The following is a 22,546-nucleotide window of genomic DNA, read 5'->3' on the forward strand; positions in this document are numbered from 1 at the left end:
CTGGCGCGCTGCACCTCGTCCGGGACACGAGACCTCATCTCCCGCTCCTTGCCTCCAGGCTCCGGCTGTAGCGCGACATCGCAAAGCAAAAGACAAAGTAGATCGCGGCGACGAAGACGTAGACCTCGACCGAGAACTGCTGCCAGGCCGGATCGATGATCGCGGTCTTGGCCGTCGTCAGCAGATCGAAGATGCCGATGATCAGCACGAGGCTGGTGTCCTTGAAGAAGGCGATGAAGGTGTTGACGAGCGGCGGGATGACGTGGCGGATCGCTTGCGGCAGGACGATGAGCCGGTGCTTGCGCCAGTAGGACAGGCCCAGCGCGTCGGCGGCTTCATATTGCCCGCGCGGCACGGCTTGAAGCCCGCCGCGGATCACTTCGGCGAGGTAGGCGCCGGCGAACAGGATGATCGCGATCTGCGCGCGCAGCAGTTTGTCGATGTTGAATCCGGCGGGCATGAATAGCGGAAACATCACGCTCGCCATGAACAGCAGGCTCACCAGCGGCACGCCGCGGATCAGCTCGACATAGAGCACGCTGAGCGAGCGGATGGCCGGCAGCTTCGAGCGACGGCCGAGCGCGACCAGGATGCCGAGCGGGAAGCCGAAGGCGAGACCGAACGTCGCCAGGATCAGCGTCACCGGCAGTCCGCCCCAGCGGTCTTGCGAAACGAAGGACAGCCCGAGCACGCCGCCCCACATCAGCACGCTGATCAGCGCCAGCGCACCGATCCAGAGATAGACAAGCTCGCGCCGCCACAGTGCGCGGCGGGTCGAGAGGTAGTACAGCACGATGAACAGCCCGACTGATAGCGCCGGCCGCCACTGCTCGTCGAATGGATAGGTGCCGAACAGGATGAAGCGATATTTCTCGGGGATGATCGCCCAGCAGGCACCGACGCCACGCACTGCGCGGCAGGCGCTGGAATCGTTCGGCGGCGTCAGCCAGACCGCGTTCGCCATGCCCCATTGCACGAAGCTGAAGATGCCCTTGGCGAGCAGCGCCAGCAGCACGACCGTGATGATGCCGTTCGGGATCGAGGAGAACAGATTGGTGCGCAGCCAGCGCAGCACCGGATTGCCTATCTGCGGACGGCGGGCGGCGCGCGGGGCGTCCGGAATCTCCGTGATTGCGGTCATGATCAGCGCTCCACCAGCGCGATGCGCGCATTGTACCAGTTCATGAAGAAGCTGATCGAAAGGCTAATGGTCAGGAACACCGCCATGATCAGGGCGATGGCTTCGATCGCCTGCCCGGTCTGGTTCAGCGTGGTGTTGGCAATCGAGACCACGTCCTGGTATCCGATCGCGACCGCCAGCGAGGAGTTCTTGGTCAGATTGAGGTACTGGCTCGTCATCGGCGGCACGATGACGCGCAGCGCCTGCGGCAGGATGATCTGCCGCAGCATGAAGCTGCGACGCAGGCCGAGCGCGTTGGCGGCATCCCATTGGCCGCGCGGCACCGACTGGATGCCGCTGCGGACGATCTCGGCGATGAAGGCCGAGGTGTAGGTGACGAGCGCGATCAGCAGCGCGAAATATTCCGGCGCGAGCGTCAGCCCGCCAACGAAGTTGAAGCCGCGCAGCTGCGGCCATTCGATCGACCAGGACACGCCGAGCGCGAGCGAGACCGCCACCGGCATCACGACGATGAGGCCGAGCGCAAACGGCCAGGCCGGCCGCGGCCTTCCGTCGCGCATCTGCTGCGCGACCAGCCATCGCCGAATGACATAGGACACCGCGCAACCCAATACCGCAGCGCCGAGCACCGCGAGTTGCGGCGGACCGAACGGGATCGCCGGCAGGATCAGGCCGCGATTCGAGAGGAACACGCCCTCGACGGGTCGCCAGGCGGCGCGTGCAGCCGGCAAGGCCTGCATCAGCACGTACCAAAACAGGAGCTGAAGCAGCAGCGGGATGTCGCGGAGCGTTTCGACATAGACGGCGGCGAGCCGCGACAGCAGCCAGTTGGCCGACAGCCGCGAGATCCCGATCAACGTGCCCAAGATCGTCGCAAGGACGATGCCGATCACGGCGACGCGCAAGGTATTGGCGATGCCGACGACGAACGCCCAGAAATAGGTGTCCCTCGGATTGTAGGCGAGCAGGCTGTCGGCAATGGGCATGCCGGCCTCGCGGCCGAGAAAGGCGAGGCCAGTCGTGATGCGCCGGGCCGAGAGATTGGTGACGGTGTTGGACCAGAGGAAGACGATCACTGCGACCGCGATGCCGACCACCAGGACCTGCCAGAACAGGCCCTTCAATTCGTTCCGCCCAAGCGCGAACAGGCGGCGGCGCGGCGGCGGTCTGGGATGATCGGCAGTCACAGCACAAAAATCCTTCTCAAAATGCAGCGATTTCCGGCGGCGCACGTCAAGTGTTGCACCAAACCCGGTTTCATGCAACAAATGTTTCATGGCTGAGCCCGCGAAATCCTCGCCCTTGAGCGAACTGCGCATCGCGTTGCCATCGCTGCCGATGCGGCTGCAGGAGGTCGGGCGCTTCGTCGCGGCCAATGACTATGACGCCACCACCCGCTCAATGCGCGATCTCGCGGCAGAGGCCGGCGCCGATCCAGCCGCGTTCACGCGGCTTGCCAAGGCGATCGGCTATTCTGGCTGGGACGAACTGCGTGCGGCGCTGACCGAGGCACGGCGGCCGTCGCAGACCGCTCCCTTCTCCGGGCGCACAAAAGGCCGTCGCCATGGGCCGAACGCCGATGTCGCACTTGTCATCGACAAGCTCGAGGCCGAGGCCGCCGGCCTTCCGCGCATTCCAGCGCAACTCATTGCAGAAGCGGCGCGCGCGCTGCACGATGCCAAGCGGATCTGGATCGCAGGTTATCGAAGCTGCCGCAGCGTTGCGGAGCTCCTGAATTACGAGCTGCGACTGTTCCGCCCCGAGCAGGTGCAGCTCGTCGGCGCATCCGGTCCCGACGATCTCGATCTCGGCGCCTTCCGTCCCGGCGAAGCCGTCATCGTGATCGGCTTCCTGCCTTACACACATGCGAGCGTCCGCGTCGCGCAAGCCGCTCATCGCAGTGGCGCAACGCTGATCGCGATTGCGGACAGTCTCGCAGCGCCGATGGCCGAGGGCGCCGACCACGTGCTGCTGTTCGAAGCAGCCTCATCGCCCGGCTTCTTCCCGAGCCTCACCGGCGCCATCGCGATCGCCCAGTCGCTCGCTGCGGTGATGTTCTCGCTCGGCGGTACGGCCGCCAAAAAACGTCTGGAGAATACCGAGGCGCGGCTTGCCGCGGCCTCGACTTACGTCTCGGAGAAAGGTTGATCCATGAGTACTCGCACCAGCCGCGTGCTGCATCGCTCGCTACGCGAGACGCCGCCGAAGGCGATTGGCGGCGAAGGCGTTTATCTCTTCGCCGAGGACGGGCGCCGCATCATCGACGCCTCCGGCGGGGCGGCGGTCTCCTGCCTCGGCCACCAGCATCCGCGCGTGGTCGCGGCGATGGCAAAGCAGGCCTCCACTCTCGCCTATGCGCATACTGCTTTCTTCTCCTCCGAGCCGGCAGAAGCACTTGCCGAAACGCTGGTGGGACACGAGCCCGGCGGCCTCGCCTACGCCTATTTCGTCAGCGGCGGGTCGGAGGCGATCGAAGCCAGCATCAAGCTGGCGCGGCAATATTTCATCGAGCGCGGCGAGCCGCAGCGGCAGCACTTCATCGCCCGGCGGCAGAGCTATCACGGCAACACGCTCGGCGCGCTCGCCGCCGGCGGCAATGCCTGGCGCCGCGCACCCTATGCGCCGCTGCTCTCGACCGCTTTCAGTCACGTGACGCCGGCCTTCGCCTACCACGAGAAGCGCGAGAGCGAGTCGGATGCGCAGTTCGTCGCACGGCTCGCCGCCGAGCTCGAAGCCGAGTTTCAGCGGCTCGGCCCCGACACCGTGGCGGCATTCCTCGCCGAGCCCGTCGTCGGCGCCACCGCCGGCGCCGTGACCGCACCGGACGGCTACTTCAAAGCCGTGCGCGAGATCTGCGATCGCCACGGCGCTCTGCTGATCCTCGACGAGGTGATGTGCGGCATGGGCCGCACCGGCACGACGCATGCCTGGGAGCAGGAGGGCGTGGCGCCTGATATCCAGGCGATCGCAAAGGGGCTCGGCGGCGGCTATCAGCCGATCGGTGCGATGCTCGCAAGCGGCAAGATCATCGACACCATCCGTTCGGGCTCGGGCGCATTCCAGCACGGCCACACTTATCTCGCGCACCCCCTCGCCTGCGCGGCCGCGCTCGCGGTGCAGGATGTGATCCGCGAGGACGGTCTGCTCGATCAAGTCAAGGAGCGCGGCCGGCAGCTCGAGCAGCGCCTGACCGAACGTTTCGGCAATCACCGCCATGTCGGCGACATCAGGGGCCGCGGCCTGTTCTGGGCGATCGAGCTCGTCGCCGATCGCGCGACGCGCGCCTCCTTCGATCCAGCGCTCAAGCTGCACCAGAAGATCAAGGCCGAAGCCTTCGCCGGCGGGCTCGGCTGCTATCCGGGCGGCGGCACCGTTGACGGTGTGCGCGGCGACCACGTGCTGCTGGCGCCGCCCTATATCGCATCAGTCGACGAGATCGACCTGATCGTCGACAAGCTCGGCACCGCCGTCGATAACGTGTTGCGTAGCATCAATCACTGAGGGGAGAGTAGTATGAGGAAAGTGGTTATCGCAGCGAGCGTGCTCGCAGCATCAACGGTGATGGCGTCGGCGGCGACGCTCGACACGGTGAAGAGCCGCGGCACGCTGGTCTGCGGCGTCAGCGCCGGGTTCGCCGGCTTCTCCGCGCCGGACTCGCAAGGCAACTACAAGGGTCTCGACGTCGACTATTGCCGCGCGCTTGCCGCCGGCGTGCTCGGTGACCCCAACAAGGTGCGCTACGTCTCGCTGACGGCCCAGAACCGCTTCACCGCGCTGCAATCAGGCGAGATCGACGTGCTGTACCGCAACTCGACGCAGACCTACTTGCGCGGCGTGACGCTGGGCCTGCGCCAGGGCCCGATCAACTTCTACGACGGCCAGGGTTTTGTCGTGAAGAAGGACCTCGGCGTGAAGGAGCTGAAGGACCTCAAGGGCGCCACCGTCTGCGTCGCGCAAGGCACCACGCACGAGGTCACGCTCGGCGATTACGGCCGAGCCAACGGCATCGACTGGAAGCCGCTGGTGTTCGATCGCGTCGACACCATGTACCAGACCTTTTTCGGCGGCCGCTGCGATGCCATGACCCAGGACGCTTCCGCACTCGCCGGCGCGGTGACGACGGCGGCGCCGAACCCGGCGGACTACGTCGTGCTGCCGCAGACCATCAGCAAGGAGCCGCTCGGCCCCTTCACCCGCAACGGTGACGAAGTCTGGAGCGACATCATCACCTGGTTGCATTACGGCCTGATCGAGGCCGAGGAGCTCGGGGTCACGCAGGCCAATGTCGAGGAGATGACGAAGTCGCAGACGCCGGCGATCCAGCGCCTGCTGGGCACCTCGGGCGACCTCGGCTCGCGACTCGGGCTCGACAACAAATGGCTGGCCACGGCAATCAAGGCCACCGGCAACTACGGCGAGATCTATGAGCGCAACGTCGGCAAGGCGAGCCCGCTCAAGCTCGATCGCGGGCTCAATGGCCTCTGGAGCAAGGGCGGCCTGATGTACGCCATTCCGTTCAAGTAGATATTGATCGTGTCCCGGACGCGCTGCAGTGCAACGCTCCTGCGCAGAGCCGGGACCCAGCAGCCACAATGGACCCCGGCCCTGGAGCGCAGTGCTGCGCATTGCGCTCCGTCCGGGGCACGGAACCAGTAGACACGTTCAATGGCAACGCCTCCTCGCATCACCCTGATCCACGCCCTCAAGCATTCCATCGCCCCGATCGAAGCGGCGTTTGCAAAGGCGTGGCCCGAGGCGCGGCTGATGAACCTGCTCGATGACAGCCTGTCGGCGGACCTGGCGCGCGACGGTTCGCTCAGCGATACCATGACCGAGCGCTTCCTCGCGCTCGGCGATTACGCAGCGGCGACGGGAGCGGATGGAATCTTGTTCACTTGCTCCGCTTTCGGCCCCTGCATCGAGGCGGTGGCGCGCGCGCATGCATCGATGCCGGTGCTCAAGCCGAACGAGGCCATGATCGAGAAGGCGGTCGCCATGGGCCAGCGCGTCGGCCTGCTCTCGACTTTTCCGCCGACGCTGGTCTCGATGCCGCCGGAATTTCCGACCTCCGTCCAAATCGTTCCGAAACTCGCCGAGGGCGCGTTGGCTGCGCTCGACCGCGGCGACCGCGCCACACATGACCGGCTGATTGCGGAGGCTTCAAGGGACCTGCGCGATTGCGACGTCGTCGCACTGGCGCAGTTCAGCATTGCGGCAACGGCGCCGCTGGTCGCGGAGGCAACCGGTCGCCCTGTCGTGACGACGCCGGACAGCGCGGTCGACAAGCTGATGAGACTGCTGAAGGCGAAGGCTTAAGCGCCAGCCCTTTTTCGACGCTGGACGTCCTTGATCGCGACCGCAAGCGCAGCCTTCGTCTCGTGGACGAAATCCTCGACCAGCTCCTCGCGCGTGGCATGCGCCGCCTCGCCGGTGAACAAGCCCTGCTCGGCCAGCATCACCACACCGTGGAGCGCCGCCCAGATCTTGAGCGCCTGCCGTTCACGCAAGTAGCCGACAGCCGGCGCTTCCAAAGCTTCGATCACGAGCGCAAAGGTCTCCCGCGTCGCCTCGTGCAGCTCGCTGCCCTTGGCCGCACAGGACACCGTGCGCGAAGCGAACATCAATCGGTAGATGCCATTTCGGCGCAGACCGAAATCGAGCGTCGCCTGCGCGAGTCGCGAGAGTTTCGACTGCTTCGACGGCTTTGCCATTGCCTCGCGCAGAAGCGCCGAGAGCTGCCGGAATGCCTCCGCGGTGACTGCCGCGAGCAGCGCCTCGCGGTCGGCAAAATGCCGGTATGGCGCCGGCTGCGAGACACCGAGCTTCTTTGCAAGCGCCTTGATGCTGATCGCCTCGGCGCCGCCCTGCTCTGCTTCGTGCAGCGCAGCCTTGATCAACGCATCACGAAGATCGCCATGGTGGTAGGTCTTCACGGGCTTGCGGGCGAGTTTTGAGTGCATGTTGAGGCGATGCCTATATGGTCCGTCAGGCAATTACCGAGAATATCATTGCAGCACTTTCAGACATTTAGTTTCCCAGGTCCAACCTCGATTGCGAAACTTACCAAGCAAAAAGTGCGGGATAAAGCGACAAGTCGAGCAAAACGTGCGAAAGGATTCTCATTCTGTATCGATACGCGGCTCCGATGTGGGATTGCACGTTCAACCCGATCCGGCTCGCTGCGGCGGAAGCTGCCCTGAATGTTCTAATTCTTCGGCACCCGTCAGGATCAGCACGCCATGAGCCAGCGCATGCGCTTCCAGCAGCTGTCGAACACTATCCGTGACCGGTCCGTACTGAACGGCCCAAAGCCGGTCTAGTCTGGGTTCAAAGACCTCCTCGATGTGAGATTGCCGCTGGTCGTCGCGCGCGATCTCGATACGGTGCGGACGACGCTGATGACGGAATACCCGCACGCCACCACTGCCGTCTCGTTCCCCAAAATATGTTGAAGCTCCCTCGCGCCAACGTAGCTCGATCTAGATCATGGCTGCCCACGGCGGCGCATTGTTAGCCAGCACACACCGGACCCGACGAGTTGCCTCGGTGTCTCAAAGCGTATGCTTAACCCAAAACCGGCTCTCCGCTTTTTTTGTGAGAGCTTAGTTTTGACGGTGCTCATTCCCCGTTCAAACGACGCGATTTGCAGCAAGCTTCAAACGGCTGCCCAACCAATGACGCTGAGCTCGCCATGAACGACCCAGGGCAGGCCAATTCGCGAGGGGGAAATAGCTTCTCCTGCAAAATGGGCCCCAAGACGGCGACCCTCGCCTCGGCCGGTATCGCAACAATCAGGGTGCCGGCAACGCTTCAGGGACTAGCGGCAGCTGAAGCTAGAAGACTGCGTCGCCGGGCCGTGGCCATCCCACGTCGTCCGCTGGGGATAGACGCAGACTGGATAGCTCACACTGCCATCGCGCGAGGTCAACGTGATCTCGCCCGGCGCGACTCCCTTCTCGACCCAATCGGTCAATGCGGAGAAGAACTGGTCCTTGTCGCGGGTCGGCGTTTGGTTGGCGTTGCCTGGCAGCTTCGGCAGCGGCACGGCGTCGTTCTTGCCGGTCACGGTGTACGAGCGACCCTGCGAGGAATGCGCGACCCCCGGCACCAGATACATTCGCATGAATTTTGAGACCTCGGCATCGCCGCCCATCGCAGCAAGCACGCGCTCGTGATAGTTGACGTTGCCGGCCGGCGGGATCGCATCATCCGCAAGTCCGCTCCACACGATCACCTTGCGGCCGAGATCGCGCAGCTTGGAGAGATCCGTCTTGTCGGTGATCAGATTGCTGAACAGCGTGGGCTGCAGCGCGACGTTCTTGTCGACGCCAGCGGCGAGGTCGGCATAGTCGAGCTCGAGCCAGCGGTTACGCTTGGCGGTCGAGGTGTTGGTGATCGGAATGGCTGACGTCGCGCTGGCATCGGCGGCGTAGCTGACGTCCTGCATGCCGAGCGCAAAATTGTCAGTCGACGCGCTCGTGATCTGCATCGAGATCGACGTGCCCTTGGTAAAAGTCCACCACAGCTGCTTCACGCCGAGCGCTTTACCGCTACGGGCTTCTGCCGTCTGAGCCGGATCGACGCTGCCATCGCGGGTCGCCCCGTACCAGATCTTATTGAGCGCACCCGCTTCCTTCGCGCTCATGCAGGCCGCCGTGTCGCCATTGCTGCCGGTGACGCCGTCGCCCGCTTCGCCCGCACAAAGCAGCACCGCGTCACGCGCGGGATTGTAGTCGCAGGCGAAGGGATCAAGCAGGAAGCCGAGGCCGGCCTTGTCGCAGGTCGCAACAGCGCGCTTATTGGCGGCCTCGACCTTGGCGGCGAAAGCGGCGGCCTCTGGCTTGTTGATTGCTGTGAAGCCCAGCTCGGTCTTCATCACGATCTGCGGATAGAGGCTGGTGGTGCCGAACTTCGCGATGTTCAGCGCAGGCTGCGCAATCATGTAGCCGTCATAGAGCTCGGGATACTCCTGCAGGATCTTCAGGCCCTGGCGGCCGCCCTGCGAGTGTCCATCGTAGTAGACGAATTTCGGCACCTTGCCGTAGTAGAGATTGACCAGCGCTTTGGTCTTGACCGCCTGCTCGACCATCGCCCGCACCGCGAAGTCGCGCAGGCCCTCGACGTTGACCTTGCCGTCGGAGAGGAAGGCGAACGAGCCGTCCTGATACCAGGGCTGGCCCGCATCCGTTGTTCCGGAGGCATATCCGATATTGGCATTGACGATCGCCGGCACCTTGCTGCCGATCTTGTCGGGGTAGCGATGGCCGCCGCCGACCCAGCCGCCGCCGCCATAGTTGCGGATGCGCTCATTCCAGTTACCCTGCGTTGGCAGCCAGACTTCGATGCCGATACCTTCTGAATAAGACGGCGCGGTCTTGTCTTTCTCAGCCGTGACGCCGGGACCGACCAGCAGCTTCACGAGGCAAAGATCGGCTGCCGCCGTGATCGGCTTCGGCGCATCGGGCGCCAACAACTCCTCACCCTTCTTGACTTGGCGGACCGCGATCACCGTCGTGATCTCGTCGGGATGGAAGGCAGCCTTGATGCCGTCGTCACAAGCCATCGGCTCGGCGGATGCCGATGTCATCTGGCAAGTCGCAGCCACCAGCAGTATTGCCCATAAACTCCTTCGCGCGATCGGCATCGGTTCTCTCCCCTCGCTTATTGTTTTCTGTTGGCAGCCCGCGGCCGCCTTAATCCATAATCGTCAGCGGCCGCGACTCGCGGGTCTGCCCGGCGAGTCGGGCCGCGACATCGGCGGCGCCCAAGCGCCGTCTCGCGCGCCGCCGCGTGCGCGCAGCGCCCGTCTGGTCAAGGCGCGCGCAGATCATCCCTATTCATTCCGTTTTAGAATGATCTTCTGATTAAACATCGTTTGAACTAGCCGAATAGGCAAGGTCTAATCGCCAGGATCATGATGAAACTGCATGATCCCTGGATCTAGCCAACGAGGACGGCCGATCCGCCGTCGATGGAGATTTTGATGCCAGCGCTGCGCGCGGACGCGGACGAGATCCGCACTCTGTTTTCCCGCGCCATGTCGGACATGTACCGGGTCGAAGTGCCGCAATACGGCACCCTGATGGAACTCGTCAACGACACCAATCGCGAAACGTTGCGCCAGCACGAGGAGCTTGGTGCGAGCCTCGAGCGAAGTGATGAACTCGAGCGGTTAAATGTCGAGCGTCACGGCGCCGTTCGCCTCGGGCGGGCGGACGAATTGTTCGACATGCGTCGCGTCTTTGCGGTGATGGGCATGCACCCGGTCGGCTATTATGACCTGTCGGTGGCCGGCGTGCCCGTCCATGCCACGGCCTTTCGGCCGATCAACGATGCCGCTCTCCGGCGCAACCCGTTCCGGGTATTCACCTCGCTGCTGCGCCTCGACCTGATCGAGGATGAGACCCTTCGCGCCCAGGCGGAGCGAATCCTTGGTGAGCGCCGCATCTTTACGCCGCGCGCACTCGAGCTCGTGAACATTTTCGAGACGGAAGGTCACCTGACCGTCGCGCAGGCGGAGGAGTTCGTGCGCGAAGCGCTCGACACCTTCCGTTGGCATAGCGAAGCGACAGTGAGCCTTGAGGTCTACAAGCGGCTGCATGACACGCATCGGCTGATCGCCGACGTGGTGAGCTTCAGAGGGCCTCACATCAACCATCTGACACCGCGCACGCTGGACATCGGTGCCGTCCAGGCCGGGATGCCACGACGCGGCATTGCGCCGAAGGCCGTGATCGAAGGGCCGCCGCGCCGCGACTGCCCGATCCTGCTGCGCCAGACCAGCTTCAAGGCGCTCGAAGAGCCCATGCTGTTCAGACAGGCAAACGCCACAAAGGTCGCCGGGACGCATACGGCCCGCTTCGGTGAGATCGAGCAGCGCGGTGCCGCTCTCACTCCCAAAGGCCGCGAGCTCTACGACCGATTGCTCGCCTCCGTGCGGCAGGCGGGCGCGACCGCGCGCGACTACGATACCGAATTGGCCGATCAATTCAAAGCGTTTCCGGACGATTGGTCGAAGCTTCGCTCGCAGGGGCTCGCCTTCTTCCGCTATTTGGCGACGCAAGCAGGCATTGAGGCATGCAGGCGGCACGCTCCGCCATCCAGCCTCGAGGATTTGGTGTCTGCGGGCTTTCTGCACTACGATCCGATCGTCTACGAGGATTTCCTCCCTGTCAGCGCGGCAGGAATCTTCCAGTCGAATCTCGGCGCCGACCAGCAGCAGAACTACGCCGCGCGTTCCAACCGGACTGCGTTCGAAGCCGCCCTCGGTGCCAAGGTTTACGACGAGATGGAGCTTTACGCGCGGGCGGAAAGGGATTCCCTGGAGCAAGCTCTGGTCCAGCTCGGATCACCGCACCTCGCACGCCACGCGATGGCCTAATCGAACCGCCTTTCAAACGTCCAAGAGAAAACCGCCATGACGACCACGACCCAGACTTCAACTCGCGCCATCAATTCCCTGGCGGGCGAGGCAGACGCGCTCCTGATCTCGCTCGGCGTCAAGCGCAGCCGGTACACCGGCGGCAAGCTGATCGCACGATCGCCGATCACCGGCGAGATCACGGGCCATGTCAACGAGATCGGCGCCGCCGATGCACAGGCGGCAATCGACAAGGCGCATGCGGCCTTCCTCGAATGGCGACTGGTGCCAGCGCCGAAGCGCGGCGAGCTCGTCCGCCTGCTCGGCGAGGAGTTGCGCGCCAACAAGCAGGCGCTCGGCAGGCTCGTGTCGATCGAGGCCGGCAAGATTGCCTCCGAGGGCCTCGGCGAGGTCCAGGAGATGATCGATATCTGCGATTTCGCGGTGGGTCTGTCGCGCCAGCTCTATGGCCTGACCATCGCGACGGAGCGCAGCGACCACCGGATGATGGAAAGCTGGCATCCGCTCGGCGTCACCGGGATCATCTCGGCGTTCAACTTCCCCGTTGCCGTATGGTCCTGGAACGCGGCGCTGGCGCTGATTTGCGGCAACAGCATCGTCTGGAAGCCGTCCGAGAAGACGCCGCTGACGGCCCTTGCGACGGAAGCACTGTTCGATCGCGCACTCGCGCGCTTCAAGGCGGAAGGCGGCAAGGCGCCGGACGCTCTGTCCACCGTTCTCTTCGGCGGCCGCGAGATCGGCGAAATTCTTGTCGATCACGCCAAGGTCCCGCTGGTGTCGGCAACCGGCTCGACGGCGATGGGGCGTATCGTCGGACCGCGCCTCGCGAAACGCTTTGCCCGCGCGATTCTCGAACTCGGCGGCAACAACGCCGCAATTGTCGCGCCGACGGCTGACCTCGACCTGACCCTGCGCGGCGTCGCATTTGCCGCCATGGGCACGGCAGGCCAGCGCTGCACGACGCTGCGACGCCTCTTCGTCCACGAAAGCGTCTACGACACGTTCGTGCCGCGACTGAAGCGCGCCTATGAATCCGTCACCATTGGCGACCCGCTCAAGGACGGCACCCTGGTCGGTCCGCTGATCGACGCCGCAGCCTTCGCCTCGATGCAGAAGGCACTGAGCGAGGCGCGCGCCGCGGGCGCCAAGGTGTTCGGCGGCGAGCGCGTTTTCGCCGACGGCGCCGATGAGGCGTATTATGTTCGCCCGGCGCTGGTCGAGATCTCAGAACAGACTGGCCCGGTCGTGCACGAAACCTTCGCGCCCATTCTCTACGTGATCAAATACCGCGACTTCAATGCGGTGCTCGACCTGCACAACGCAGTGCCGCAGGGACTCTCGTCCTCGATCTTCACCAACGACCTTCGCGAGGCCGAAGCGTTCCTGTCGGCGCGCGGATCGGATTGCGGCATTGCCAATGTCAATATCGGCCCATCCGGCGCCGAAATCGGCGGCGCCTTCGGAGGCGAGAAGGAAACCGGCGGTGGACGCGAGTCGGGCTCGGATGCCTGGAAGGCTTACATGCGCCGCGCGACCAATACGATCAATTTCGGCCGCACATTGCCGCTCGCGCAGGGCGTCAAGTTCGACGTGGCGTAAAGAAAAGATAGATGAACGCGCCTCTTCACAGCTCGGCATTATTCCGCCCCTCCCGCCGCCTTTCGTCGATCAGCGTGTCGGAGATCCTGAAGATCAGCGGGCTTGCCGCTGAGATGAAGCGCCGGGGTCGGGACATCATCATCCTCGGTCTCGGCGGATCCGGATCGCTGACGACACCGGCCAACGCGCCGGTGAAATGGGCCATCGCGGACGGACATCCATTCCTTGCTTGGGGGCAACGAGCCGCGATCCTCAAGGAGGCACCTCACAAGGCTGCTGCCAAGCTGTACATGAATTGCCAGATCTCGGAGAAGAACCAGCGCAAGGCCTATAACGGCTGGTCCGTTCGCACGGACGTGCAGCCGCAAGGCGGCCTGAAGCCGGTTTGGGACTATGCAAACTCCAATTTCGCCGAGTTTCCGCGCTTCATGGAAGATCGAGCCTTGGTCGAAAGGTGGCGCCAAACCTTTGCGATCTACTTTGGCGAAGTGAGAGGCGAGCCGAGCCCAGGCTGGTTGGGACAGCGGCCCGGCGCCTGAGAGATCTTTAAAGGACAGGTCCGCCAGCTTGCGGCTGCAACTGGCGGACCAACGGGTGATTGAGCCTGGGAAAGACCGTTGGGGAAACCGGGAAACCTGATGCTCGATCCAACGCTTTACTGGCGATTTGAACGTCAGCCGAGATCGGCCCGCGTGCCCGTGAAGATCGCGTTCGATCCCGACTCTGATCGCCCGCGAAAGGCTGCGAGCTCCGTCAAGCTGACGGTGCCAAACTGGGGGAAGCCTATGCCAAGATCGCGAAGGGCCCAGGCAACGGTGTGATCGTCCGGGATCAATCTCGGTGAGCAACCAGGTGGCGGCACCGCCGGACTTGAACAGCTTGACGACAGGTTCCAAGTCGATCTCGTCGGGTTTGGAAACTTTCGCGACATTTGGTGACGTTTTCGCACGATTTGCGAGACTGTCCGCTATAAGTTTGCGCTTGACAGGGGAAGTCCATCGCGAATGTAATAGGATATAACTTAAATAGAATTCAGGTGAGGAAACGCGCCGCCTTCGGGCTCTGCGCGCACGACCAAGGGAGCCGCAATGGCAGAGCGATTGAAGGTCCACGTCGATCCCGACAAATGCCAGGGCCATGCCCGCTGCAATGCACTCGCGCCGGAACTTTTCGAGCTGGACGAATATGGCAACGCGCACGAAACCGGCGACGGCACCGTGCCGCCGGGGCTCGAGGACAAGGCCTGGCTGGCGAAATCCAACTGCCCGGAAATCGCGATTGATGTGATCGAGGAGTAGCGCGGCCGCGACCGCCCCGCGTGCTTTCAGCGAACACGAGCCAAGGGATTGCCTGCCATGTCCGACGTCAACCAGCCCGCCGCCCATCCGCCCGTGACCGACTGGGTCCATGATTTCGACCACACCGATCCACAATGGACGGAGAACCCGTTCCCGATCTGGGACGAGCTGCGCGCCGCGAGTCCGGTCGTGCACACGCAACGCTTCCTCGGCTGCTACCTGCCGACGACCTATGAGGCGGTGCGCGAGATCGCCAACGATACCGAGCATTTCTCCTCCCGCCGCATCATCGTCCGTGACGTGCGGCCGGAAATCACCAGCAAGAACGCCGCTCCGCCCATCACCTCCGATCCGCCCGTGCACAAGCCGGCCAAGCAATTGCTGCTGCCGCCGTTCACGCCGGACGCGATGAAGAAGCTCGAGCCGCGGGTCCGCGCCATCTGCAACGAGCTGATCGACGACTTCATTGCCGAGAAGAGCGTGGACGCTGCGGCGCGCTACACGAAGCACATTCCGGTGCGCGCGATCGCGCACATGCTCGGCATTCCCGAGAGCGACAGCGAGCTCTTCATCAACTGGATCCACATGATCCTGGAGCTCGGCATCACGGATGAGAGTAAGCTGCTCCAGGCCGTGCAGGAGATGAGCGCCTATTTCAGCGGCCACATCGAAGCGCGCAAGAACAAGCCCACCGACGACCTGATCTCCTACCTGATGAATGCCAGGGACAAGGACGGCAATCCGCTCGAGGACACTCACGTGCTGGGGTCGTTGCGCCTGCTGCTGATCGCCGGCATCGACACCACGTGGAGCGCGATCGGCTCCTCGCTCTGGCATCTTGCGAAAACGCCCGCCGATCGCGAGCGGCTGATCGCCGAGCCCGGGCTGATCCCGACCGCGGTGGAGGAGCTGCTGCGCGCCTATTCCCCGGTGACGATGGCGCGCGAGGTGGTCAAGGAGACGACGATTTCAGGCTGTCCGGTCAAGCCGGGCAACATGGTGCTGCTGTCCTTCCCGGCCGCGAACCGCGACCCCAAAATGTTTCCGGACGCTGACAAAGTCGTGATCGACCGCCGCGAGAATCGCCACGCGGCCTTCGGCCTCGGCATTCACCGTTGTGTCGGTTCCAACCTGGCGCGCATGGAAATGCAGGTTGCGCTGGAGGAATGGCTGAAGCGGATTCCGGACTTCCGGCTGGATCCGGCAGGCACCGTGACCTGGTCACAGGGCACGGTGAGAGGCCCCCGCCAGTTGCCATTTCTGCTCGGAAAGGCGATGTAGGCCCCTCCAGCAGAGATACGGAGAGGCCGGACGTGACAGTGCAAGCAACCAAGCCGGCCTCTGAGCATTTTGACGTCGCCGACGCCGAGCGGCGGATCAAGGCGATCTTCATCGGCTCCGTCGGCAACCTCGTCGAATGGTACGATTTCTACGCCTATACGGCGTTTGCGCTCTACTTCGCCCCTGCCTTCTTCCCCGGTAACGATCCTGTCGTGCAGCAATTGAACGCCGCCGTGGTGTTCGCGGCGACCTTCCTGATGCGTCCCCTCGGCGGCTGGTTCTTCGGCTATCTCGCCGACCATTTCGGCCGGCGCATCTCCCTGACGCTGTCCGTCGTCTTCATGTGCTTCGGCTCGCTGATCATCGCGCTGACGCCGACCTATGCCACGATCGGCTTTGCCGCGCCTGTCATCCTGGCCCTCGCCCGTGTCATCGAGGGCTTGAGCCTCGGCGGCGAATACGGCGCCAGCGCCACGTATCTCAGCGAGGTCGCCGACCCCAAGCATCGCGGCTTCTATTCCAGCTTCCAGTACGTCACCCTGATCGGCGGCCAGCTCACTGCGATTATCGTGCTGCTGCTCCTGCAAAAGGTCTTCCTGACGCCGGAGGAGCTAAAGGCCTGGGGTTGGCGCATCCCGTTCGCGATCGGCGCGGGGCTCGCGATCTTCGCCGCGGTGATGCGGCGCGGCCTGCACGAGACCGAGGCGTTCGAGGAGGCCAAGAAGGTGGTGAAGCCGACCGGCTCGATCACCAATCTGCTGCGCTATCCGCGCGAGCTCTTGCTGGTCGTCGGCCTCACCGCCGGCGGCACCGCGGCGTTCTACACCTTCACCACCTACATGCAGACCTTCGTCAAGCTCTCGGTCGGGCTGACTGAGGATCAGACCACGTTCGTGATCTTCGGCTCGCTGATCTTCGCGACCATCCTGCAGCCGATCTACGGCGCGATCTCCGACAAGATCGGCCGCAAGCCGCTGCTGATCTTCTTCGGTATCGCCGGCACGCTCGCGACCGTTCCGCTGCTGATGACCCTGAAGGAGACCAAGTCGCCCTTCATGGCCTTCATCCTGATCTGCTGCGCCTGGCTGTTCGTCGCCGGCTACACCTCGATCAACGCGGTGGTGAAGGCCGAGCTGTTTCCCACCAATGTCCGCGCGCTCGGCGTCGGCCTGCCCTATGCGATCACGGTCTCGATCTTCGGCGGCACGGCGCCGGCGATCGCGCTCTACTTCAAGAGCATCGGGCACGAGGACTGGTTCTATTTCTATCTTGCCGGCATCATCTGCCTGTCGCTGATCATCTATTCCACCATGCGCGACACGAAACACGCCTCCGCAATGCATCGTCACGAGTAGGCCATGACCGACGAGACGCCATCCGACAGCAAGCTGACGCGCACCAAGGAGAGATGGGCGCGCGAGGGCCGGTTCCTCACCGGCAAGATTACGCGCCCGGACGGTCAGCGGCTGCCGCCCGGCCAGCATCTGACCAAAGACTGGCCGGTGCTTGATCTCGGCGTCGTGCCGCCGGTGTCGCGCGAACGTTGGCGGCTGGACGTCTACGGCGCGGTCGAGCGTCCCGTGTTTTGGGCCTTCGACGAATTCACCGCGCAGAAACAGGCCCGCTTCACCTCCGATATCCACTGCGTGACGACCTGGTCGCGCTACGACAATGAGTGGGAGGGGCTCGCGACGCGTGAGCTGCTCGCGGCCTGCCAGCCGCGCGAGGATGCGCGCTTCGTCGTGCTGCATTCCTATGACGGTTACACCACCAATCTCGCGCTGGAGGACTTTGCCGCCGAGGACGCGCTGCTCGCCCACAGCTGGTCCGGCCAGCCGCTCGCGGAGGAGCATGGCGGCCCCGTGCGGCTGGTCGTGCCGCATCTGTATTTCTGGAAGAGCGCGAAATGGCTGCAGGCCATCGAATTCCTGACCGAGGATGCGCCGGGCTTCTGGGAAGTCCGCGGCTATCATAACCGCGGCGATCCCTGGGCCGAGCAGCGCTACTCGGGGGATTAGGTTCAAGCAAGAACGGGGGAAGCCCATGCCGACGGAGCGCTTTCAATTCACCGGCGAAGGCGGCCATCAGCTCGCGGCCGCGCTGGAGCTGCCCGACGGCGAGCCCGCAGCTTTCGCGCTGTTCGCGCACTGCTTCACATGCGGCAAGGACACGCTGGCGGCCAAGCGGATTTCTGTGGCACTGGCGGCCAGGGGCATCGCGGTGCTGCGCTTCGACTTCACCGGTCTCGGCTCCAGCGAAGGCGATTTCGCCAATTCGACCTTTTCCTCCAATGTCGCCGATCTCGTCCGGGCCGCCGATCATCTGCGCAGTGCCCGCAGGGCGCCGTCGATCCTGATCGGCCACAGCCTCGGCGGCGCAGCGATCCTCGCGGCTGCAGGACGAATTCCCGAAGCCAAGGCGGTCGCGATCATTGCGGCGCCCTCCGATCCCGCCCACGTCACCAATCTGTTCAAAGAGCATGTCGACAACATCCGCACGCAGGGCGAGATCGAAGTGTCTCTTGCGGGCCGCCCATTCCGGATCAGGCGTGAATTCCTCGACGACATCGTCGAGCACGAGCTGATGAAGGACGTCACCGGCCTGCACAAGGCGCTGCTGGTGATGCACTCGCCGGTCGACGATACCGTCGGTATCGACAACGCGACGAAGATCTTCGTTGCAGCCAGGCATCCCAAGAGCTTCGTCTCGCTAGATCATGCCGATCATCTGCTGACGAAGCCCACTGACGCGCTCTACGCGGCCGACGTCATCGCCGCCTGGGCGAGCCGCTATATCGAGATCGCAAAGCCCGCCAAGGTGGTCGATCTCCCTGAGGCGCCGCGGCGGGTTGTGGTGCAGGAGACGCGCAAGAGCAAGTTCAACCAGATCATCACCATCGGCCCGCATCATCTGGTGGCGGACGAGCCGGTCGCGGCCGGCGGCGAGGATGCCGGCCCCGGCCCCTATGATTTCCTGCTCGCCGGCCTCGGCGCCTGCACCTCCATGACCATGCGCCTTTATGCCGACCGCAAATCGCTGCCGCTCGACCGCGTCACGGTTACGCTGAAACATTCGAAGATCTACGCCAAGGATTGTGCCGAGTGCGAGACACGCGAGGGCATGCTCGACCAGATCGAACGCGACATCGCGATGGATGGCGCGCTCGATGCCGAGCAGCGCAAGAAGCTGATGGAGATCGCCGACAAGTGCCCGGTGCACCGCACGCTGACATCGGAGATCCGCATCGTGACGAAGGCCGCGGACTAGCACGCCATCGCTACAAGCACGACGCCATCGTCCGCACGGCCGCGCTGATCTCGCTTTCGCGCCAGGCCGCGAAGCCGAGCAGCAGGCCGTGATCGCGCGGCTGACCGAGCGCCAGGCTGGACAATGCGCGCGTTTCGACGCCCGCCGCGACCAACCGCTTTACCGCCGCCCGATCAGTGCGACCGCGCTGGAGACGGGCAATGAGCTGGATGCCGCCAGGAGGCACTTCGACCGAGAGCATCCCGCCCAGCTGTCGCTCCAGTTCCTCGACAAGGTGATCGCGGCGCGCGCGATAGAGCCGGCGCATCCGGCGCAAATGCGCGAGGAAATGGCCGTCGGCGATGAATTCGGCCAGCGCCTCCTGAATGTGGCTGGACGCGATCAGCCCGATGTGCCGCTGCGCGATCTCCAGCGTGCTGACCAACGCCGGGGGCGCGACGAGATAGCCGAGCCGGATATCCGACGTCATCACCTTCGAGAAGGTGCCGACATAGAACACGCGACCGTGGGCATCGAGCCCTTGCAAGGCCGGCACCGGCCGGCTGTCATAATGGAATTCGCCGTCGTAATCGTCCTCGACAATCCAGGTCTTGCCGGGCCTGCTCAGGCCGAGAAATTCGGTACGGCGCGCCAGCGACATCAGCCGCCCGGTCGGATGCTGATGCGAGGGTGTCATGAAGATCAGCTTTGGCGCCGCACGGCCCCGCATCGGTTGCATGCCCTGCTCGTCCAGACCGATACCGGTGACGCGCGCGCCGGAGGCCCGGAAGGCGGCCGCGGCACCGGGATAACCGGGATCCTCGACCCAGACGTCGTCGCCGGGCGAAATCAGCGCTGCCGCGATCAAGGTGAGTGCGGCCTGCGCGCTCGGCAGGATCATGATCTGCTCCGCCGTGGCGCGAACGCCTCTGCTGGTGACGAGATAATGCGCCAGCGCCTCGCACAGGCGTGTTCGATTCACTGATTCGAGCCCGCGCTTGGCCGCACCTACGGCACTGCGGCGCAGACAGCGCGCCCAGACCTCGTTCGGAAACTCCCTGAAATCGGCGTGCCCCGGACGCAACGGCTTCAGCTGCGCCTGATAGGACATCGGCCAGTCGGTCTGCTTCAGCCCCGAAGCCCAAGGGAGAGCCGCGGCCTGGCAGAACGTACGCTCGACGTAGCGGTGCCGGTCCGTTCGATATGCTCGTGGCCGTCGACCGCGACCACCGGACGGCGGCCGTGCGAGGCCTCGACATATCCTTCGGCAGCAAGCTGCTCGAACGCATAAGTGACGGTGTTCCGGGAGACGCCGAGATCGCGCGCGAGCCGACGGCTGGATGGCAGCATGCGGCCTTTGCCGAGGCGGCCGCTCGCGATCAGCTCTCTAAGCTGGCTCGTCAGCTGCGCCATCAGCCCCTCGTCCGACCGTTTCAAGTCGATCAGAGCCGGGATCACTTCTTCCGAAACTGGCACCTTGTTTTTCTCCCATCTGGTCCTTTTTCAAGTACCAGATGAGATGCTATGCGCCGAGCCGGATTGCTTCAAGGACCTCCAGATGAATTCCCTGTCGCCTCGCGCCGCCGTCGGCCTGTTCCTCATCGTCGTGCTGGCCTGGGGCGTGAACTGGTCGGTGACGAAGCAGCTCGTCCAATTCCTTCCACCCCTATGGACGTCGGCGATCCGGAGCTGGATCGCGCTGGCTGGATTGTTCGTGATCCTTGGCCTCAGCAACAATCTGGTCATCCCGGAGCGGCGCGACATTCCTGTCGTCCTGAGCGTGGCGCTGTTGCACATGACGCTGTTCTCGGTCCTGGTTGCGGCTGGTGTGCGCTTCCTGCCCGCGAGCAAAGCCATCGTGCTCGGTTACACCACGCCGCTTTGGGTCGCGATCGCCGCGCCGCTACTGGGGAAGGATACGCTGACCGCGCCAAAGCTCGCCGGCGCCCTGCTCGGGCTGATCGGCCTTGCCGTGATCCTGAACCCTACGTCCATTGACTGGGCCAATGCGAACGTCGTGCTCGGCGCCGGCATGGTCATCCCGGCCGCGATCTCGTGGGCCGCCAACATCATCTATATCCGCGCGCACCGCTGGATCGCGTCGCCGCTCCGGCTCCTGATCTGGCAGGTGCTGGTCGCGACGATCGTGCTGACAGGATCGGCGCTGGTCACGGATGGCCTGCCGCACGTGGAATGGTCGTGGAGGCTCGCCCTGCTGTTCCTGTATTCCGGCCTGATCGGGACGGCGCTGGCCTATTGGGCGATGTCAATGGTCAACAAGAGCATCTCGGCGCTGACGACGGCGCTGGGCACCACAGGAACGCCGCTGGTCGGCATCGCCAGTGCCGCGATCCTCCTGAGTGAGCCGATCGACGCGAGCCTTGCGGTCGCGGCCGGACTGATCGTCACCGGCATCGGTCTTGCGACGCTAGGCGATCGGTTGTTGCGCAGTCAGGCCACTGCGAGCGGCTGAACGCGCAAGCTTCCGCGCAGGCCCGCCGCGGTGCCGAGCAGGATGCCGGCAACCGCGACGAAGGAGCCAAGAGCGAGCGTCGAGACGCCCGTGAGCCCCTGACCGATCGAGCAGCCGAACGCCATCACGCCGCCGATCCCCATCAGCGCAGCCCCGGTGCCCGAGCGCAGCATGTGGCGTGGTGAGGAGTAGCCTTCGAGCTTGAAGCGACCGGTAGCGAGCGCCGTCACCAGACTACCGGCGAAGACGCCGGCAACCGTCGCAACGCCGAAGTTCGGCGTCAGCCCGGTCGAGAGCATGGCGTATTGCAGGCTATCAGCGAGCGGCGCGACGAAGGTGAGCGAGGTCACTGGGACCGGATTGAAGTCGTCGGCGCCGAGATAGCCGGTGACGTACCAGCCGGCGGCAACGAGCAGGCCCACAATGACACCTGCCGCGATCTGCCCCGGCGAACGGCGGAACGCCGGGTGCGCGAAGGCGAACAGGACGAGCGCGATGACGGTCGCGGCAGCGGCAAGCGCGCGCGACAGCGATTCCGTGACACCGATCATCCTCAGCAAGGACGGCAGCGAATTTGCGCTGACGGTCATTTGCGAAGCCTGGACCAGCGCGATACGCGCCGGCGCGATCAGGCCTTTGAGCGTCATCTGCGCGGCAATCGCAAGAACGATCACGACGACGAAGGAGCGGAGATTGCCGCGGCCGAGCAGCACCAGGGCCCGCGAGCCGCAGCCATTCGACAGCACCATGCCGTAGCCGAACAGCAGGCCACCAAGGAAGAGCACTGGGGCGGAAAAGGATTGCTGCAAATAGATCGACTTACCGAGATCGACCAAGCCGTTGCCGGCGAGGAACTGGCTCGCGACGATCGCGACAGCGATCGCCAGCGCGTAGGTCCGCACCAGCCGCCCGTCGCCATCCGTCAGAAAGCCGCGCATACTGCTCATCAGGCAGAAGCCGCTGAGCAGGCCGGCGACACCGTAGACGAGGCCGATGACGAGGCCGGCGAGGATGACGAGCTGGGCAGCTTCCATCGATTGTTCTCAGATCTCTCGACGTTCTCCGTCATTGCGAGCGCAGCGAAGCAATCCAGCCTGTCTCCGCGGGTGCATTTCTGGCTTGCTTCG

At 64.3% G+C, this 22,546-nt stretch carries 20 protein-coding genes and 2 pseudogenes; 13 read left to right on the forward strand and 9 right to left on the reverse strand.

Going from position 1 to position 22,546, the window contains the following annotated elements:
- Positions 1-34 precede the first annotated feature (34 nt).
- A complete protein-coding gene (locus P6U27_RS24400; protein ID WP_122404281.1) occupies positions 35-1,141 on the reverse strand; it encodes an amino acid ABC transporter permease in 1,107 nt (368 codons plus the stop codon).
- A 2-nt stretch (positions 1,142-1,143) separates the two neighbouring features.
- Positions 1,144-2,328 carry an amino acid ABC transporter permease gene (locus tag P6U27_RS24405; protein ID WP_122406762.1) on the reverse strand — a complete coding sequence of 395 codons (1,185 nt, stop codon included), beginning with the start codon at positions 2,326-2,328 and terminating at the stop codon, positions 1,144-1,146.
- Positions 2,329-2,416: 88 nt separating this feature from the next.
- Here P6U27_RS24405 and P6U27_RS24410 point away from each other — a divergent pair, with 88 nt between their 5' ends.
- From P6U27_RS24410 to P6U27_RS24425, 4 genes are all read left to right on the forward strand, one after another.
- The gene (locus tag P6U27_RS24410; RefSeq protein ID WP_122404282.1) at positions 2,417-3,289 is read left to right on the forward strand and encodes a MurR/RpiR family transcriptional regulator; all 873 of its coding nucleotides are present in this window, start codon (positions 2,417-2,419) and stop codon (positions 3,287-3,289) included.
- Positions 3,290-3,292: 3 nt separating this feature from the next.
- Positions 3,293-4,642 (forward strand): aspartate aminotransferase family protein, encoded by a 1,350-nt coding sequence (locus P6U27_RS24415; protein ID WP_122404283.1) that lies wholly within the window; start codon positions 3,293-3,295, stop codon positions 4,640-4,642.
- A 12-nt stretch (positions 4,643-4,654) separates the two neighbouring features.
- Positions 4,655-5,665, forward strand: coding sequence for an amino acid ABC transporter substrate-binding protein (locus P6U27_RS24420; RefSeq protein ID WP_122404284.1), 1,011 nt, complete (start codon positions 4,655-4,657; stop codon positions 5,663-5,665).
- A gap of 141 nt (positions 5,666-5,806) precedes the next feature.
- Positions 5,807-6,457, forward strand: coding sequence for an aspartate/glutamate racemase family protein (locus P6U27_RS24425; RefSeq protein WP_209295572.1), 651 nt, complete (start codon positions 5,807-5,809; stop codon positions 6,455-6,457).
- Here P6U27_RS24425 and P6U27_RS24430 read toward each other — a convergent pair.
- The 3 genes from P6U27_RS24430 to P6U27_RS24440 all read right to left on the reverse strand — a co-directional run bounded on the left by P6U27_RS24430 (position 6,454) and on the right by P6U27_RS24440 (position 9,728).
- Positions 6,454-7,101: a TetR/AcrR family transcriptional regulator gene (locus P6U27_RS24430; protein WP_122404286.1), complete on the reverse strand. Its 648-nt coding sequence runs from the start codon at positions 7,099-7,101 to the stop codon at positions 6,454-6,456. The genes P6U27_RS24425 and P6U27_RS24430 overlap by 4 nt on opposite strands.
- A gap of 201 nt (positions 7,102-7,302) precedes the next feature.
- Positions 7,303-7,557, reverse strand: a complete 255-nt coding sequence (locus P6U27_RS24435) for a hypothetical protein (protein WP_209295571.1) — start codon at positions 7,555-7,557, stop codon at positions 7,303-7,305.
- Between the two features lie 401 nt (positions 7,558-7,958).
- Positions 7,959-9,728: a tannase/feruloyl esterase family alpha/beta hydrolase gene (locus tag P6U27_RS24440; protein WP_164936895.1), complete on the reverse strand. Its 1,770-nt coding sequence runs from the start codon at positions 9,726-9,728 to the stop codon at positions 7,959-7,961.
- Positions 9,729-10,124: 396 nt separating this feature from the next.
- Here P6U27_RS24440 and P6U27_RS24445 point away from each other — a divergent pair, with 396 nt between their 5' ends.
- From P6U27_RS24445 to P6U27_RS24455, 3 genes are read left to right on the forward strand one after another with little or no spacing between them, the layout of a single operon-like run.
- Entirely contained in the window at positions 10,125-11,522 is a 1,398-nt protein-coding gene (locus tag P6U27_RS24445) for a VOC family protein (RefSeq protein WP_209295570.1), read from the forward strand.
- Positions 11,523-11,558: 36 nt separating this feature from the next.
- Positions 11,559-13,121, forward strand: a complete 1,563-nt coding sequence (locus tag P6U27_RS24450) for an aldehyde dehydrogenase family protein (RefSeq protein WP_122404288.1) — start codon at positions 11,559-11,561, stop codon at positions 13,119-13,121.
- Positions 13,122-13,132: 11 nt separating this feature from the next.
- A complete protein-coding gene (locus tag P6U27_RS24455) occupies positions 13,133-13,660 on the forward strand; it encodes a hypothetical protein (RefSeq protein WP_407192724.1) in 528 nt (175 codons plus the stop codon).
- Positions 13,661-13,794: 134 nt separating this feature from the next.
- Here P6U27_RS24455 and P6U27_RS24460 read toward each other — a convergent pair whose 3' ends face one another.
- Both P6U27_RS24460 and P6U27_RS24465 read right to left on the reverse strand, forming a co-directional pair.
- Positions 13,795-13,908: a hypothetical protein gene (locus tag P6U27_RS24460; protein WP_376707297.1), complete on the reverse strand. Its 114-nt coding sequence runs from the start codon at positions 13,906-13,908 to the stop codon at positions 13,795-13,797.
- A pseudogene (locus tag P6U27_RS24465) lies at positions 13,874-14,260 on the reverse strand (DUF2958 domain-containing protein); the annotation flags it as partial. The pseudogene P6U27_RS24465 and the gene P6U27_RS24460, both read right to left, overlap by 35 nt.
- On the opposite strand from P6U27_RS24465, the gene P6U27_RS24470 reads away from it, so the two are divergent.
- Genes P6U27_RS24470 through P6U27_RS24490 form a run of 5 tightly spaced genes read left to right on the forward strand, consistent with a single transcriptional unit; the run spans position 14,210 to position 18,967 of the window.
- Positions 14,210-14,419 (forward strand): ferredoxin, encoded by a 210-nt coding sequence (locus P6U27_RS24470; protein ID WP_122404291.1) that lies wholly within the window; start codon positions 14,210-14,212, stop codon positions 14,417-14,419. The pseudogene P6U27_RS24465 and the gene P6U27_RS24470 sit on opposite strands and share 51 nt — an antisense overlap.
- 57 nt (positions 14,420-14,476) lie before the next feature.
- Positions 14,477-15,700 carry a cytochrome P450 gene (locus tag P6U27_RS24475; protein WP_129143566.1) on the forward strand — a complete coding sequence of 408 codons (1,224 nt, stop codon included), beginning with the start codon at positions 14,477-14,479 and terminating at the stop codon, positions 15,698-15,700.
- A gap of 32 nt (positions 15,701-15,732) precedes the next feature.
- A complete protein-coding gene (locus tag P6U27_RS24480) occupies positions 15,733-17,055 on the forward strand; it encodes an MFS transporter (protein WP_122404293.1) in 1,323 nt (440 codons plus the stop codon).
- A gap of 3 nt (positions 17,056-17,058) precedes the next feature.
- Positions 17,059-17,718 carry a sulfite oxidase-like oxidoreductase gene (locus tag P6U27_RS24485; protein WP_209295569.1) on the forward strand — a complete coding sequence of 220 codons (660 nt, stop codon included), beginning with the start codon at positions 17,059-17,061 and terminating at the stop codon, positions 17,716-17,718.
- A 25-nt stretch (positions 17,719-17,743) separates the two neighbouring features.
- On the forward strand, positions 17,744-18,967 hold the full coding sequence (locus tag P6U27_RS24490; RefSeq protein ID WP_209295568.1) for a bifunctional alpha/beta hydrolase/OsmC family protein: 1,224 nt from the start codon (positions 17,744-17,746) through the stop codon (positions 18,965-18,967).
- Between the two features lie 10 nt (positions 18,968-18,977).
- On the opposite strand, the pseudogene P6U27_RS24495 reads toward P6U27_RS24490, so the two are convergent.
- Positions 18,978-20,404, reverse strand: a pseudogene (locus P6U27_RS24495) (PLP-dependent aminotransferase family protein).
- A 100-nt stretch (positions 20,405-20,504) separates the two neighbouring features.
- On the opposite strand from P6U27_RS24495, the gene P6U27_RS24500 reads away from it, so the two are divergent.
- Positions 20,505-21,419 carry a DMT family transporter gene (locus tag P6U27_RS24500; protein ID WP_407192725.1) on the forward strand — a complete coding sequence of 305 codons (915 nt, stop codon included), beginning with the start codon at positions 20,505-20,507 and terminating at the stop codon, positions 21,417-21,419.
- Here the strand turns inward: P6U27_RS24500 and P6U27_RS24505 are convergent.
- Positions 21,398-22,453: a YeeE/YedE family protein gene (locus P6U27_RS24505; RefSeq protein WP_209295566.1), complete on the reverse strand. Its 1,056-nt coding sequence runs from the start codon at positions 22,451-22,453 to the stop codon at positions 21,398-21,400. The genes P6U27_RS24500 and P6U27_RS24505 overlap by 22 nt on opposite strands.
- Between the last annotated feature and the right edge of the window lie 93 nt (positions 22,454-22,546).

It is taken from the genome of Bradyrhizobium sp. STM 3566 (genome assembly GCF_045571445.1).
Lineage (GTDB): Bacteria > Pseudomonadota > Alphaproteobacteria > Rhizobiales > Xanthobacteraceae > Bradyrhizobium > Bradyrhizobium vignae.

Coding starts and splice junctions, on each gene's coding strand:
- P6U27_RS24400 (WP_122404281.1), bottom strand. CDS start 1,141: ATGACCGCAATCACGGAGATTCCGGACGCCCCGCGCGCCGCCCGCCGT.
- P6U27_RS24410 (WP_122404282.1), top strand. CDS start 2,417: ATGGCTGAGCCCGCGAAATCCTCGCCCTTGAGCGAACTGCGCATCGCG.
- P6U27_RS24415 (WP_122404283.1), top strand. CDS start 3,293: ATGAGTACTCGCACCAGCCGCGTGCTGCATCGCTCGCTACGCGAGACG.
- P6U27_RS24420 (WP_122404284.1), top strand. CDS start 4,655: ATGAGGAAAGTGGTTATCGCAGCGAGCGTGCTCGCAGCATCAACGGTG.
- P6U27_RS24425 (WP_209295572.1), top strand. CDS start 5,807: ATGGCAACGCCTCCTCGCATCACCCTGATCCACGCCCTCAAGCATTCC.
- P6U27_RS24430 (WP_122404286.1), bottom strand. CDS start 7,101: ATGCACTCAAAACTCGCCCGCAAGCCCGTGAAGACCTACCACCATGGC.
- P6U27_RS24440 (WP_164936895.1), bottom strand. CDS start 9,728: ATGACATCGGCATCCGCCGAGCCGATGGCTTGTGACGACGGCATCAAG.
- P6U27_RS24445 (WP_209295570.1), top strand. CDS start 10,125: ATGCCAGCGCTGCGCGCGGACGCGGACGAGATCCGCACTCTGTTTTCC.
- P6U27_RS24450 (WP_122404288.1), top strand. CDS start 11,559: ATGACGACCACGACCCAGACTTCAACTCGCGCCATCAATTCCCTGGCG.
- P6U27_RS24455 (WP_407192724.1), top strand. CDS start 13,133: ATGAACGCGCCTCTTCACAGCTCGGCATTATTCCGCCCCTCCCGCCGC.
- P6U27_RS24470 (WP_122404291.1), top strand. CDS start 14,210: ATGGCAGAGCGATTGAAGGTCCACGTCGATCCCGACAAATGCCAGGGC.
- P6U27_RS24475 (WP_129143566.1), top strand. CDS start 14,477: ATGTCCGACGTCAACCAGCCCGCCGCCCATCCGCCCGTGACCGACTGG.
- P6U27_RS24485 (WP_209295569.1), top strand. CDS start 17,059: ATGACCGACGAGACGCCATCCGACAGCAAGCTGACGCGCACCAAGGAG.
- P6U27_RS24490 (WP_209295568.1), top strand. CDS start 17,744: ATGCCGACGGAGCGCTTTCAATTCACCGGCGAAGGCGGCCATCAGCTC.
- P6U27_RS24500 (WP_407192725.1), top strand. CDS start 20,505: ATGAATTCCCTGTCGCCTCGCGCCGCCGTCGGCCTGTTCCTCATCGTC.
- P6U27_RS24505 (WP_209295566.1), bottom strand. CDS start 22,453: ATGGAAGCTGCCCAGCTCGTCATCCTCGCCGGCCTCGTCATCGGCCTC.